Here is a 13909-nt window from a genome sequence, read left to right as displayed (position 1 = left end):
TTAGTTGCGCCTAGCGGCGGCTCATGACGTGAGATGTGCGAAACATCAGCGCAACACGAAACGTCTGCGAAACATCGCTGTCCGACGACGGTAACGGAGGCGGGAAAAACTGCCGCATGCTCCTCGCCTCCCCCGCGTCCGGTCTCGACACCGGCGACACCGCCTGGCTGCTGGCCAGTACCGCGCTCGTGCTGCTGATGACGCCGGGCCTGGCCCTGTTCTACGGCGGCATGGTCCGCAGCAAGAGCGTGCTCAACATGATCATGATGAGCTTCGTCTCCATCGCGGTCGTCTCGGTGGTCTGGCTGACGGTGGGCTACGCGCTCGCCTTCGACCCGGACGCGGGCGCCGGCCTGATCGGGAACCTGAGCCACCTCGGTATGTCCGGGATCACCCCGAGCAGCCTCACCGGGCATGTGCCGACGCTGCTCTTCGCGGGGTTCCAGCTCACCTTCGCCGTCATCACCGCCGCGCTGATCAGCGGTGCGATCGCGGACCGGGCGAAGTTCGGCGCCTGGGTGCTGTTCACGGTCGTGTGGACGGTGCTGGTCTACGCGCCCGTCGCCCACTGGGTGTTCGCGCCCGACGGCTGGATCGCCGCGCACCTGGGCGCGCTGGACTACGCGGGCGGCACCGTCGTCGAGGTGAACTGCGGCGCCAGCGGACTGGCGCTGGCCCTGGTGCTCGGCCCGCGCGTCGGCTTCAAGAAGGAGGCCATGCGCCCGCACAACCTCCCGCTCGTCCTGCTCGGCGCGGGGTTGCTCTGGTTCGGCTGGTTCGGCTTCAACGCGGGCTCCGCGCTCGGCGCCAACGGCGTCGCGGCGGCGGTCCTGCTCAACACCCAGATCGCGGGCTGCGCGGGCCTGCTGGGCTGGCTGGTGGTCGAGAAGCGCCGCGACGGCCACGCCACCACCCTCGGCGCCGCCTCCGGCGCGGTCGCGGGCCTGGTCGCCGTCACGCCGTCGTGCGGCAGCGTCGACCTGCTCGGCGCGCTGGTGATCGGCCTGGTGGCGGGCGTGGTCTGCTCGTTCGCGGTCGGCTGGAAGTTCCGCCTGCACGTCGACGACTCCCTCGACGTGGTCGGCGTCCACTTCGTCGCCGGCGTCATCGGCACCGTCCTGATCGGCGTCTTCGCCACCGCGACGATGACCGGCCACGTCAACGGCCTGCTGCACGGCGGCGGCCTCGCCCAGACCGGCAAGCAGGCGCTCGCGGTCCTGGTCGTCGCCCTCTACGCGTTCGCGGTCACCTGGGCCGTCGGCAAGGCCATCGACCGGGTGATGGGCTTCCGGGCTTCCCGTGACGACGAGTTGACGGGACTGGACCTCGCCGTCCACGCGGAGACCGCGTACGATCACGGGGTCCTGAGCCACGGCGCGTCCGCGCACCACTCCGCCGCGCTCCCGCACTCGTCCGACAAGGCGCCCGTCGCATGAAGCTGATCACCGCCGTCATCAAGCCGTTCCGCGTGGACGCGGTCCGCGAGGCGCTGATCGGACTCGGCGTCCACGGCCTCACCGTCACCGAGGCCAGCGGCTACGGCCGCCAGCGCGGCCACACCGAGGTCTACCGCGGTGCCGAGTACCGCGTCGACCTCGTCCCCAAGGCCCGCCTCGAGGTCGTCGTCGAGGACGCCGACGCGGACGCCGTCATGGACGCGATCACCATGGCCGCCCGCACCGGCAAGATCGGCGACGGCAAGGTCTGGGCCGTCCCGGTCGACACGATCGTCCGCGTCCGCACCGGCGAGCGCGGCCCCGACGCCGTCTGAGCCTGGCGGCCTGAGCCCCAGCGGTCTACCGGCCCAGCTCCGGGTGCGTGCGCTTGAGCACCGCCGCGAACTGCGCCCGCACGGCTCCGCCGACGGCGGCCTCCTCGCCGGGCTCCAGCACCGTGTGCGGGGACGGCGGCTGCCAGACGGGCGGCTCCGCGGTGCCCGCCAGCGCCCAGGCCGCCTGGCGGGCGGAGCCGATCGCGGCGTACTCCGCCTGCGCCGGCACCACGACCGGGACGCCGAAGATGGCCGGGGCGGACGCCTGGACGGCCGGCAGCCGCCCGGCGGGGCCGGTCAGGAAGACCCGCTCCACCGCGACCCCGTTCGCACGCAGGACGTCCAGCGCCTCCGCGAGCCCGCACAGCATGCCCTCGACCGCCGCGCGCGCCAGGTGCTCGGGCTTCATCGACTCCACCCGCAGCCCCGACAACGTCCCCGCGGCGTGCGGCAGCGGCGGCGTGCGCTCGCCCTCCAGGAACGGCAGCAGCACCAGCCCGTAGGCGCCCGGCGTGGACCGGAGCGCCAGCTCGCTCAGCCCCTGGAGGTCCGTGCCCAGCATCGCCGCCGTCGCGCGCAGCACCCGCGCCGCGTTCAGGGTGACGACCTGCGTCAGGTAGCGGCCCGTCCCGTCCGCGTACGTCGACACGGCGGGCTCGCTGAGCGCCTGGTCGTGCACGGCGTGGACGGTCCCGGAGCTGCCGACCGAGACCATCACGTCACCGAGGCCGAGCCCCAGCCCGAGCGCGGTGGCCATCGTCGTCCCGGTCCCGGCGGAGATCAGCAGCCCCTCCGGGCTCTGCCCGGCGGCCTCGGACGGACCAAGGACGGTCGGCAGCTGCTGCAGCTCGTGCCCGAGCGCGAGCGCGGCCAGGTCCGGACGCCAGCGCTCCTCGACGGCGGACCAGTACCCCGTGCCGGAGGCGTCGCCGCGGTCGGTCGTCCGGCGGGCGGACTGCCCGAGCAACTGCCACACCAGCCAGTCGTGCGGCAGCAGCACCTCCGCCACGCGCTTGGCGGACTGCGGCTCGCGGTCGGCGAGCCAGCGCAGCTTCGCGATCGTCGCGGAGGCGAGCGGCACCGCGCCGATCGCATGGGCCCAGGCGGCCGGGCCGCCCAGCTCCTCCACCAGCGCGACGGCGGCTGACGCCGCCCGCGGATCGTTGCGCAGCATGGCCGGCCGGACCAGGACGCCTCCGGCGTCCAACGCGATCAGCCCCTGCTGCTGCGCGGACACCCCGATGGCGGCGATCCCCTCCAGCAGCCCGCCCTCGGCCGCGGCGCCGAGTGAGTGCAGCCACGCCTGCGGATCGATCTCCGCCGGCGCGGTCCCGGCGGCGACACCGGGATGCGGCGCACGGTTCTCGCGCAGCACGGCGCCCGTCTCGGTGTCACAAACGGCGATCTTCGTGAACTGTGCTGAGCAGTCGATGCCCGCGGCGATGGCCATGCCGAGATCATGCCTCATCCCGCCACCTCCCGGCGGGGGATCACCACCAACCCCCCTCCCCGGCGGGGGTACGTCCGCCCGAAGGGTCTGCGACGCTCTCGCAGGCAGCGCAAACGTCAGGGGCGGGGGCTCGGCTGAATTGCGGCTCCTCCCGGCCGAAGGCTGGGGGATTGTCGCGCCCCGCGGCGGAGCCGCCGATCAGCGGAGCCTCGCGCCCCTGGGTAGTGCAGCGCTCAGCTGCGGGTGCTGTCCCAGTCGTCGAGGGTGGCGCCCTTGCCGTTCAGGTAGGGGATGCGAGCGGTGATGGTGTTCGGGAGGCGGTCGCCGACCTTGTCGGCGACGGCGTGGCCGGCCTTGGAGGCCGCCGTGCCGGCCGCGGCCTTGGCGTTGCGGGTCGCCGACTGGACGGCCTGCGTCTGCGAGAGGTCCCGCGCCGTCTGGCGCAGCTGCTCGTAGCGCTCCCGTCCGGCGCGCGTCCCCAGCACGTAGCCGATGGCCAGGCCCGCCAGGAAAGTGAGCTTGCGCATACCCCTCCGCCCTTCTGCTTGCTGCTCTGCGGCCGCCTGCCGCTCTGCCGGGATGGAGCCTAGGCGCGGCGGCGCGGACCTGCTCGTTCGGCGCGCCGCCGGGTGACGGCGAGAGTCCCGTCACAAGCGCCTACCCCTCGCTCCGGTCCCCGAACCGCAACGGATTGGCGGAGCACCCCCCCACGTGCGCTAATGTATGACCCGCAGCAAGCGCCGCGCCGGTCCCCGGGAGCGACGCGGCGGCGACAGACGATCCCCCATAGCTCAATTGGCAGAGCAGCCGACTGTTAATCGGCAGGTTATTGGTTCGAGTCCAATTGGGGGAGCGCGGCACCAATGCGGTGCCCAAGTGCAGTCCCCCATAGCTCAATTGGCAGAGCAGCCGACTGTTAATCGGCAGGTTATTGGTTCGAGTCCAATTGGGGGAGCCTCTCCTCAGCGCGCGTGGCGCGCGATTGCCTCCGATCCTGGTCCTCATGGACCAGATGACGGAAACCCTGCCCGGCCCCCTGCAGCAGCTCGCGCGCAGCGCGTGGCAGGTGCTGCTGGTGCTCGGCGTTCTCACCATGCTGCTCGGCGTCGCGGTGCTGGCCTGGCCCAAGGCGACGCTGACCGTCGTCGGCGTGCTGTTCGGCCTCTACCTCGTCATCGCGGGTGTGCTGCAGCTCGTCGCGGCCTTCGGCACGCACGTCTCGACGGGCCTGCGTGTGATGGCCTTCATCAGCGGTGCGCTCTCGATCCTGCTGGGTCTGTTCTGCTTCCGCGGCGCGCTGGAGTCGATCCTGCTGCTGGCGCTGTGGATCGGCATCGGCTGGCTGTTCCGCGGGATCACGCACCTGATGGCCGCCGCCTCCGACCCGGGCATGCCCGCCCGCGGCTGGCAGATCTTCGCGGGCTTGCTCACCGCGATCGGCGGCGTCGTCGTGCTGGTCTGGCCCTTCCACTCGATCGTCGTGCTCACCGTGTTCACGGGCATCTGGCTGCTGGTCATGGGCCTGATCGAGATCGTCACCGCGTTCCAGGTGCACCACGGCGCGAAGTCGATCCCCGAGGGGATGTAAGCCGGGCGGCCGCTGGGTCCTGGTACCCGGGTGGCCCGGGTACCAGGATGGAAAGCCTCTGGCTGGGCCGTGGGGCGCGACCTAGCCTCGAGGCATGACCGCTGAGAAGATCACCACCGACCGGATCGAGATCCCGGTCGCCGACGGCACGTCCATGGGCGGGTACCTGGCCCGGCCCGCCGGGACGGGGGAGCACCCCGGAGTGGTCGTCGCCATGGAGCTGTTCGGCGTCGACGCGCACGTGCGCGGCATCTGCGAGGACCTGGCCCGGCGCGGCTTCGTCGCCCTCGCCCCCGACTTCTACCACCGCGTCCAGCCCGGCGCCGACCTCCCGCACGACGCGGCCGGCCGCGACCGCGGATTCGAGCTGCTGCCGCGGCTGACCCGCCCGGACGTGATCGCCGACGCCGCCGCGGCCCTCGCCGTGCTGGACTCGCTCGGCGCCCCCGGGCCGGGGATGCTCGGCCTCAGCGCCGGCGGCCACCTGACCTACCTGGCCGCGACCGCCCTCGACGTGCCGAACGCCGTCGTCTGCTACGGCGGCTGGCTGACGGGCAACCCGGACCTGCCGGTCACCGGGCCGGAGCCGACCCTCGCCCTGACGCCCAAGATCTCCGGCCGCCTGCTCTACCTTGTCGGCGCGGACGACCACGTCATCGGCGCCGAGGAGCAGCGTGAGATCTCCGCCGCGCTGGAGGCGGCGGGGGAGCGGCACAGGTTCGTCGCCTACCCGGGCGTCGGCCACAGCTTCCTGCGTTCCGACTCCCCGGCCGTCGAGGACGCGTTCGCGCGTGTCGACGCCTGGCTGCGCGGGCGGTGAGCCGCGGGCCATGAGCCCTGCCCCGTGACCCCTGCCCCGTGACCCCTGCCCCGTGAGCCCGTGACCCCCCTAAGCCCGTGACCCCTGGAGGTCACGGGGCGAGCGCGTGGAGCATCTCCCACAGGCCCGGCAGGGCCTCGCGGTCCGCGCGCCAGACGACGCGCAGGCGGAGCGGCTGCTCCATGAAGCTCGCGTGCAGGCGGACCAGGGTGCCCGTGGCCAGCTCCTGCCGGACCGCGGAGTGCGGCAGCAGCGCGACGCCGAGTCCGCGCTCGGCGCAGGCGCGGGTGACGGCGATCCCGCCGGTGGGGACGCGCTCGACCGCGTCGCCCAGCAGCCGCTGCCCGGCCAGGAAGAAGGAGCAGGCGGGGGCGCCCACCAGCAGCCGCTGGCCGCGCAGGTCCTCGGCTGACAGCTCGGCGCGTCCCTGGAGGGGATGACCGGGGGCGGCGACAAGCGTCAGCGGCACGTCCTCCAGGTCCAGGTGGTCCAGCGGCGCGGGCGGCAGGGCGAAGCCGAGCCCGCCCAGCGGCCCCGAGGCGTCAAGGATCACCGCCGCGTGCAGCGCCCCGGCCGCGACCGCGGTGAGCAGCCCGTCGCGCTCGGGGAGGGTGTGCGGCGCGACCCGTACGTCGGGCCGCCGCTCCGCGAGCCCGGCCGACGCGTCTCTCGTGCCGGCGGCGGAGACGGCTTCCAGCACACCGAGGCGCAGCTCCGGCCGTTCCGTCACCGTCTCCTGCCGCGCCTCCTCTGCGGCGTCCAGGAGGTGCCGCGCCCACGGCAGGAGCCGCTTTCCGGCCGGGGTCAGCGTCATCCCGCGCGGGGTGCGGGCGAAGAGGGGGACGTCCAGCGACTGCTCCAGCTCCCGTATCCGCTCGGCGACCGAGGAGGGCGCGAGCCCGAGCGCGTTCGCCGCGTTCGCGACGGTGCGGTGCGCGGTGACGGCCTCGAAGGCGCGGAGTTGGCGCAGTTCCACGTCGGATCCCCGATCGTTCGGCTACCCGGCATGGTACGTGCGGCCCTGACGGGGCCACGGCGACGTCCGATCATGACAGTTCATCAAGTGCAGGCAGGGCACGGGAGAACAGGTGCATCTGTCCGACCTGCGTTCCAACAAGTGGACACAGGAGAGCGCTCTCGAACCTCTTGACGGTCTAGACCATACGGGAGTTGAATGCGGCGGCGTCCCAGTCCATCCGCCCCCACGCGAAGGGCTTCGCCCATGCGGTCCATGCGGTCCGTGCGGTCCAAGAGACTGCCCGCCCTGCTCGCCGGAGCGCTCGCCGCCTCCGGACTCCTGCTCGCCTCGCCCGCCGCCACCCCCAGCGCCCAAGCGGCCGGCCCCACCGTGAACATCTGGCTGACCACCACCTCCGACTCCGGAGGACGGACCGTCACCCGGGGGCTGCAGCAGCAGACCCCGATCGCCTTCTCCGCCGGGTCCGGCAGCTCCGCCGCCACCGTGAGCGTCGACGAGAACACCCGCTACCAGCAGTTCACCGGTGCCGGGGCCTCCTTCACCGACACCGCCGCCTGGCTGATGAACAGCAGCGGCGCGCTCAGCACCGCCACCCGCAACTCCGTGATGACCAACCTGTTCGACCCGGTCAACGGCATCGGCCTGGACTTCCTGCGCAACCCCATGGGCGCCTCGGACCTGGCCCGGTACAACTACACCTACGACGACATGCCGAGCGGCCAGACCGACCCCTCGCTCGCGGACTTCTCCATCGCCCACGACCTCGCGGACGTGCTGCCCCTCACCAAGCAGGCCGAGCAGCTCAATCCGAACCTCAAGGTGATGGGCACGCCGTGGACCGCGCCGCCGTGGATGAAGGACAGCGGCGCCTACGGCCAAGGGTGGCTGCAGTCGCAGTACTACGCCGCCTACGCGCAGTACTTCGTCAAGTACATCCAGGCGTACCAGGCCCAGGGCGTCCACATCGACTACGTCTCCCCGCAGAACGAGCCCACCTGCTGCAGCGGCTACCCCTCCATGCAGTGGAACGCCAGCGGGCTCGACTACTTCACCGGCACCGACCTGCTGCCGGCCTTCCACGCCGCCGGGCTGACCACGAAGGTCCTGGCGCTGGACTGGAACTGGGACGACTACGACAGCTACGCCGCGCAGACGGTGAACGACGCCGCGATCCGCAACGACCCGCTGTTCGGCGGCATCGCCTGGCACGGCTACAGCGGCGACCCGAGCGAGCAGACCACCGTCCACAACGCGTACCCGGCCGTCGACGCCTTCGACACCGAGCACTCCGGCGGCACCTGGATCGCCGACCAGCAGCAGGAGGACATGCAGAACATCGTCGACTACACCCGGAACTGGGGTAAGTCGGTGGTGAAGTGGTCGCTCGCCGTGGACCAGAACATGGGCCCGCACAACGGCGGCTGCGGCACCTGCACCGGGCTGATCACCGTGCACAACGGCGACGCGCGCAGCGGGCAGGTGGACTACAACATCGAGTACTACGACCTCGGCCAGCTGACCAAGTTCGTCAAGCCCGGGGCCTACCGGATCGACTCGACCGCCAGCACCGCCGTGCCGAACGTGGCCTGGCTCAACCCGGACGGCTCCAAGGCCGTCGTCGCCTACAACGCCACCGGGGGCTCCGAGCCGTTCACGGTCAACTGGGGCGGGCAGCACTTCACCTACACCCTGCCCGCGCAGACCAGTGCGACGTTCACCTGGTCGGGCACGGCCGGGGTCGCGCCGAGCGGGCAGATCACCGGCTACGGCGGCAAGTGTGTCGACGTCGCCGGCGCGAACAGCGCGAACGGCACCGCCGTCCAGCTCTACGACTGCAACGGCACGGCCGCCCAGAACTGGACGATGGCCACCGACGGGTCGCTGCAGGCGCTCGGCAAGTGCATGGACGTCGCCAGCGGCGGCACGGCCAACGGGACGCAGGTCCAGCTCTACGACTGCAACGGGACCGGAGCGCAGCAGTGGCAGGCCAGGTCGGACGGCTCGCTGGTCAATCCGCACTCGGGCCGCTGTCTGGACGCCACCGGTCCGAGCTCGGCCAATGGCACCCGGCTGCAGATCTGGGACTGCACCGGCGGGGCCAACCAGCAGTGGACCTTGCCCGGCTGACCCGTTCAATCACCCTGGCAGGGCCCCGTTCGAGTGAAAAACGCTCCGTGGTGCAGGCACCACGGAGCGTTTTCGCTAACGTACAGGCAGGTCTCATTCGCCTGCCCCTCCATCTGTGCGGAGTGGGAGTGGGGCCGGTGGGACTCGAACCCACGACCAAGGGATTATGAGTCCCCTGCTCTAACCGGCTGAGCTACAGCCCCTCGTTCCGTGCATGGTGGTTTCCTGCACCGTGTTCCATGCACCAGCACGAGCGGCCCTGCGAAGGGGCCGCTCGCCGCAGCATAGCTGGTGAGACGTTGTCCGTGCGCGCGGGGTTCCATCCTTCAGGAGCGAGATCAGTCCTGACGCCGCGCCTGGTCGAGCATCCGCCGCAGAAGATCGCGGAGCTGGAGCCGCTCGTCCTGGCTGAGTGCGGCCAGCGGCTCCCGGGCGAAGTTGAGCGAGGCGCGCAGCTCCGCGGTGGCGGCGCTGCCGGTCTCGGTGGCGGCCACGCGCTTGATCCGGCGGTCCTCGGGGTCCGCCTGCCGCTCGACGAGACCGCGGGCCTCCAGGCGGTCGACGATGCCGGTGATGTTGGAGGGCTCGCAGCTCAGGGTCTGGGCGATCTGGCGCATCGGCAGCGGGCCGCGGCGCAGCAGGCCCAGCACCTTGGCCTGGGCGCCGGTCAGCGAGCGGGCGGCGGCCGCCTCCTCGTACTCCTTGTGAAAGACGCCCACCAGCGAGGCCATCAGGTCCACGACCTCGGGCGTGAGCGGATCGGGTTGCTCCTCTTGCATGCCTCCTAGGCTACCTGAATATTTGACAAGCTGAACCTTTCTCGTTCACCGTTACTTGAGATCATCAAACTTCCATCCTGAAAGCGATCACCTCATGGCCGAGCAGACCCTCCCCGCCGCCGCCCGCGAGTGGCAGCTGGCCGCCCGCCCGCAGGGCTGGCCGACGCCCGCCGACTTCGCCCTGGTCGAGAAGCCCGTCACCGCCCCGGCCCCCGGGCACATCCTGGTCCGTAACGAGTTCCTCTCGGTCGACCCCTACATGCGCGGCCGGATGAACGACGTCAAGTCCTACGCCCCGCCGTACCAGCTCGGCGCGGCCATGCTGGGCGGCGCGGTCGGGCGCGTGGTCGCCTCCGACGCCGAGGGCTTCCAGGTCGGCGACGCGGTGCTGCACGGCCTCGGCTGGCGCGAGTACGCCGACGTCCCGGCCGCGCACGCGGTCAAGGTCGACGCGGACGCCGCGCCGCTGCAGGCCTACCTCGGCGTGCTGGGCATGCCGGGCCTGACCGCCTACGCCGGCCTGTTGCGGGTCGGCGGGCTGAAGGAGGGCGACGTGGTCTTCGTCTCCGGCGCGGCCGGGGCCGTCGGCAGCATCGTCGGCCAGATCGCCAAGCTGCGCGGCGCCTCGCTCGTGGTCGGCAGCGCCGGCTCGGACGAGAAGGTCCGCAAGCTGGTCGAGGAGTACGGCTTCGACGCCGCCTTCAACTACAAGAACGGCGACATCGCCGGCCAGCTGGCCAAGGCGGCGCCCGAGGGCGTCGACGTCTACTTCGACAACGTCGGCGGCGAGCACCTCGAGGCCGCGATCGGCGCCCTGAACGTGCACGGCCGCGCGGTGCTGTGCGGGGCCATCGCCCAGTACAACGACACCAACCCGCCGGCCGCCCCGCGCAACCTGGTGCAGGTGATCGGCAAGCGGCTGACCCTGGCCGGCATGCTGGTCGGCGATCACTACGACCTGCAGCCGGAGTTCGTCGCCGAGATGGGCGGCTGGCTGCGCGACGGCAAGCTGCGCTTCGAGGAGACGGTGGTGGACGGCTTCGAGAACGCCGTCGACGCCTTCCTCGGCATGCTGCGCGGCGCCAACACCGGCAAGATGCTGGTCCGGCTGGGCTGAGCGGACCAAAAGTCTGACTATCGGTCATCCCATGCGACCACTCGGGCGGATCAGCGTGCCGTCCGGGTGGTTGTGCTGGACGAGGGCTCCGGCGAGGCGGCTGAGCGGTACCGTTTCTCCACACGACCCCGGTCTCGACGACGGGTCAGGTCTCGTGCGTGTTTAACGCAGCCCGTGAGGGGTACTCGTCAGCCCATAGCAGGAACAAGCGGAAAAAACGGACACACCGTCACCAGGCTGGCGCGAGACCGCTGGGGAAGGCGCCCCTCGCACCACACTGGAGGTCCGGTGACGACTCGTGGAGTTCTCTACGTGCACTCAGCGCCGCGCGCGCTCTGCCCGCATGTGGAGTGGGCCGTGGCCGGCGTGCTCGGCCAGCGGGTGAGCCTGGACTGGATCCGCCAGCCGGCCGCCCCCGGGACCTGGCGCGCCGAGCTGTCCTGGCAGGGCGCGCCCGACACCGCCTCCCGCCTGGCCTCCGCGCTGCGCGGCTGGCAGCTGCTGCGCTTCGAGGTCACCGCCGAGCCGACCACGGGCACCGAGGGGGAGCGCTTCTCCAGCACGCCCGAGCTCGGCATCTTCCATGCCGTCATCGGCGTCCACGGCGACATCATGATTCCCGAGGACCGGCTGCGGGCCGCGCTGCTGCGCGCGCGGCTCGGCGAGGGCGAGCTCGAGCAGGAGATCGCCCGGCTCCTGGGCAAGCCCTGGGACGACGAGTTGGAGCCCTTCCGCTACGCCGGCGAGGGCGCGCCGGTGCGCTGGCTGCACCAGGTGGTCTGAGCGCGGACGGAACCGATCCCGCGGCCGGTACGTCGAACTGTTCACAGCCCTTCCAGAAAGTCCACCCGGTTGGGGGCCCCCGGTCGGGGGGAGTGCGCGCTGACGCGCGCCCCCGCCGTGCGCCGATGATCCAGGCCCGCTCATGGCGGCTGACTTGCCCGGGTATGCCCTCGATGTCGCACGGCGGATGACCTGTGTCCGACCGATATGCGTACCGTCGCGTTCACTTGGCGGACGGTCAGTTTGGCGCGTCCAGGAAGTGAAGTCTGTATTCACTCCCGGTGGTGGCAAGGTGGAAAACAACCCCCAAGGGACCCTTGCGTTGCAATTCCGAGCCCGTGTAGACATCCCCCGGGGGCGTTCGAACAAACTCTGTCGCTCCCTTCCCTCTGACGGACCTTCATCCTGGGAGTCGTCATCAGCACAAGCAGCAACTCCCGCGTCAGCCGCGCCCGGATAGCCACGATCGCCGCCGCTTCACTCGCGCTGGCTTCCGGCTCGCTGGCTCTCGCCGCTCCTTCGCAGGCCAGTGCGCCTGCCCCCGCAGCCAAGACGGTCACCGGCACCCACCCGGAGTGGGCCACCCACGCCGCGGACCAGGGCACCGCACCGACCAGCGCCCGCTTCACGGGCACGGTCTACCTCGCCGCCCGCGACCAGGCCGGCCTCGCCGCCTACGCGCAGGCGGTCTCGGACCCGGCCAACCCGCAGTACGGCAAGTACCAGAGCGCCGACTGGGTCCGCACCACCTACGGCCCGACCGACGCCGCCGTCGCGCAGGTCAAGAGCTGGCTCACCGGCTCCGGCCTGTCCGTCGTCAGCAGCAGCTGGCACGCCATCACCGTCTCGGGCACCAGCGCCCAGATGGCGAAGGCCTTCGGCACCCAGATCCACGAGTACCGCGTCCAGGGCCAGGAGGCGCACGCCCCCGCCGCCAACGTGGTCGTGCCGGCCCAGGTCGCCTCGTACGTGCTCGGCGTCGTCGGCATGAGCTCCAACATCGGCTCGCACGCCACGCCGGACTCGGTCAAGGTGAACACCACCGCGGCCGGTGCGGGCAGCAAGACCGGCGGTGGCCTGCCCACCACGGCGACCTGCTCGGACTACTGGGGCCAGAAGAAGGCCACCGGCGCTCCGGCCGGCTACGTCAAGGGCGCCGTGCCCTTCGACCAGTGCTCCTTCGTCCCGTCGCAGCTGCGCAAGGCCTACGGCATCACCGCCACCGGCCTCACCGGCAAGGGTGCGACCGTCGCCATCGTCGACGCCTACGGCTCCCCGACGATGCAGGCGGACGCCAACAAGTTCGCCACCGCCCACGGTGACAAGGCCTTCCGCACGGGCCAGTACACCGAGGACGTCACCCCGGCGCAGTGGACGAACCAGGACGCCTGTGGCGGCCCCGCCGGCTGGGCCGGCGAGGAGGCCCTCGACGTCGAGATGGTGCACGGGCTCGCGCCCGACGCCAAGGTCGTCTACGTCGGCGCCAACTCCTGCGAGGACGCCGACCTGTCGGCGGCTCTCGCGAACATCGTCGATCACCACCTGGCGGATGTCGTCTCCAACTCCTGGAGCGAGATCATGCACACCACCGACCAGGGTGACATGACGAAGGCTCAGATCCAGGCGTACGAGCAGATCTTCGAGCAGGGTGCGATCGAGGGCATCGGCTTCGGGTTCTCCGCCGGCGACTGTGGCGACCAGTCGCCCACCGCCGCGGCGACCGGCGCCAACTGCCAGACGGACACCCCCCGCGCCCAGGTCGGCTACCCGTCCTCGGACCCGTGGGTCACCGACGTCGGCGGCACCGCGCTCGGCCTGGCCGACAAGAGCGGCAAGTACGGCTTCGAGACCTCCATGGGCACCCTCCGCTCGGCCCTGTCGGCCGACGGCAAGTCCTGGAACCCGCTCCCCGGCACCTTCTACTTCGGTGGCGGCGGCGGTACCTCGGAGGACTTCGCCCAGCCCTTCTACCAGAAGGGCATCGTCCCGAGCAGGCTGTCGCACACGCTGATGACCGGTCAGCACAGCGCCACCGCGCAGCGCGTCACCCCCGACGTCGCCATGAACGGCGACCTGTACACCTCCGTCCTGGTCGGCATGACCACCGGCGGCGTGTACAGCGAGGGTGGCTACGGCGGCACCAGCGTCTCCTCCCCGGAGTTCGCCGCGGTCCAGGCCGACGCGATCCAGGCCCAGCACGGCCGGCCCATCGGCTTCGCCAACCCGGAGATCTACAACCGGTCGCGCCTCGGCGCCTTCCGTGACGTGATCAACCAGGCCGCCGCGCACCACCAGGCCCCGCTGAGCAACGTCGCCGACTTCGGCGTCATCGGCGGCTCGCTGCGCGTGCGCCTCGTCGCCTTCGGCGAGGACACCAGCCTCCAGGCGACCCGCGGCTACGACGACGCCACCGGCGTCGGCTCGCCCACCGCGTCCTACCTGCGGTCCTTCCTCTGGGGGGACTGGGCGTCGGGTCTCAGCCACTAAGGGCTGAC

Annotated in this window: 12 protein-coding genes and 3 tRNA genes; 10 read left to right on the top strand and 5 right to left on the bottom strand. The window is 71.6% G+C overall.

Annotated features, from left to right (window positions below):
- Positions 1-116 precede the first annotated feature (116 nt).
- Positions 117-1436, top strand: coding sequence for an ammonium transporter (locus TR48_RS27595; protein WP_042372228.1), 1320 nt, complete (start codon positions 117-119; stop codon positions 1434-1436).
- Positions 1433-1771 carry a P-II family nitrogen regulator gene (locus TR48_RS27590; protein WP_042372225.1) on the top strand — a complete coding sequence of 113 codons (339 nt, stop codon included), beginning with the start codon at positions 1433-1435 and terminating at the stop codon, positions 1769-1771. The genes TR48_RS27595 and TR48_RS27590 overlap by 4 nt, the downstream gene beginning before the upstream one ends.
- Before the next feature lie 25 nt (positions 1772-1796).
- Here the strand turns inward: TR48_RS27590 and TR48_RS27585 are convergent, their stop codons facing one another.
- Together TR48_RS27585 and TR48_RS27580 are read right to left on the bottom strand one after the other, a co-directional pair.
- On the bottom strand, positions 1797-3221 hold the full coding sequence (locus TR48_RS27585) for an FGGY family carbohydrate kinase (protein WP_042372223.1): 1425 nt from the start codon (positions 3219-3221) through the stop codon (positions 1797-1799).
- A gap of 233 nt (positions 3222-3454) precedes the next feature.
- The gene (locus TR48_RS27580; RefSeq protein ID WP_042372221.1) at positions 3455-3748 is read right to left on the bottom strand and encodes a hypothetical protein; all 294 of its coding nucleotides are present in this window, start codon (positions 3746-3748) and stop codon (positions 3455-3457) included.
- A gap of 253 nt (positions 3749-4001) precedes the next feature.
- Between TR48_RS27580 and TR48_RS27575 the strand changes: the two genes are divergently transcribed.
- The 4 genes from TR48_RS27575 to TR48_RS27560 all read left to right on the top strand — a co-directional run bounded on the left by TR48_RS27575 (position 4002) and on the right by TR48_RS27560 (position 5629).
- A tRNA-Asn gene (locus TR48_RS27575) sits at positions 4002-4074 on the top strand.
- A gap of 29 nt (positions 4075-4103) precedes the next feature.
- A tRNA-Asn gene (locus TR48_RS27570) sits at positions 4104-4176 on the top strand.
- Positions 4177-4224: 48 nt separating this feature from the next.
- The gene (locus tag TR48_RS27565; RefSeq protein ID WP_042372253.1) at positions 4225-4809 is read left to right on the top strand and encodes an HdeD family acid-resistance protein; all 585 of its coding nucleotides are present in this window, start codon (positions 4225-4227) and stop codon (positions 4807-4809) included.
- A 94-nt stretch (positions 4810-4903) separates the two neighbouring features.
- Positions 4904-5629, top strand: a complete 726-nt coding sequence (locus TR48_RS27560) for a dienelactone hydrolase family protein (protein WP_042372219.1) — start codon at positions 4904-4906, stop codon at positions 5627-5629.
- Positions 5630-5720: 91 nt separating this feature from the next.
- Here the strand turns inward: TR48_RS27560 and TR48_RS27555 are convergent, their stop codons facing one another.
- Positions 5721-6605, bottom strand: coding sequence for a LysR family transcriptional regulator (locus tag TR48_RS27555; protein WP_042372217.1), 885 nt, complete (start codon positions 6603-6605; stop codon positions 5721-5723).
- Between the two features lie 255 nt (positions 6606-6860).
- Here TR48_RS27555 and TR48_RS27550 point away from each other — a divergent pair, with 255 nt between their 5' ends.
- Positions 6861-8735: a ricin-type beta-trefoil lectin domain protein gene (locus TR48_RS27550; RefSeq protein ID WP_084729810.1), complete on the top strand. Its 1875-nt coding sequence runs from the start codon at positions 6861-6863 to the stop codon at positions 8733-8735.
- Positions 8736-8864: 129 nt separating this feature from the next.
- On the opposite strand, the gene TR48_RS27545 is transcribed toward TR48_RS27550, so the two are convergent.
- Together TR48_RS27545 and TR48_RS27540 are read right to left on the bottom strand one after the other, a co-directional pair.
- A tRNA-Ile gene (locus tag TR48_RS27545) sits at positions 8865-8938 on the bottom strand.
- Positions 8939-9073: 135 nt separating this feature from the next.
- Positions 9074-9514: a MarR family winged helix-turn-helix transcriptional regulator gene (locus tag TR48_RS27540; protein WP_042372215.1), complete on the bottom strand. Its 441-nt coding sequence runs from the start codon at positions 9512-9514 to the stop codon at positions 9074-9076.
- A 94-nt stretch (positions 9515-9608) separates the two neighbouring features.
- Between TR48_RS27540 and TR48_RS27535 the strand changes: the two genes are divergently transcribed.
- The 3 genes from TR48_RS27535 (at position 9609) to TR48_RS45835 (ending at position 13901) form a co-directional block, all read left to right on the top strand.
- Positions 9609-10631, top strand: a complete 1023-nt coding sequence (locus TR48_RS27535; protein WP_042372213.1) for an NADP-dependent oxidoreductase — start codon at positions 9609-9611, stop codon at positions 10629-10631.
- 288 nt (positions 10632-10919) lie between these two features.
- Positions 10920-11414, top strand: coding sequence for a DUF3145 domain-containing protein (locus TR48_RS27530; RefSeq protein ID WP_042372211.1), 495 nt, complete (start codon positions 10920-10922; stop codon positions 11412-11414).
- A 402-nt stretch (positions 11415-11816) separates the two neighbouring features.
- Positions 11817-13901 (top strand): S53 family peptidase, encoded by a 2085-nt coding sequence (locus TR48_RS45835; protein WP_369405618.1) that lies wholly within the window; start codon positions 11817-11819, stop codon positions 13899-13901.
- Positions 13902-13909: the final 8 nt, after the last annotated feature.

It is taken from the genome of Streptacidiphilus neutrinimicus (genome assembly GCF_000787815.1).
In the GTDB taxonomy this organism is placed as follows: domain Bacteria; phylum Actinomycetota; class Actinomycetes; order Streptomycetales; family Streptomycetaceae; genus Streptacidiphilus; species Streptacidiphilus neutrinimicus.
This window is presented reverse-complemented; position numbering and strand designations above follow the sequence as displayed.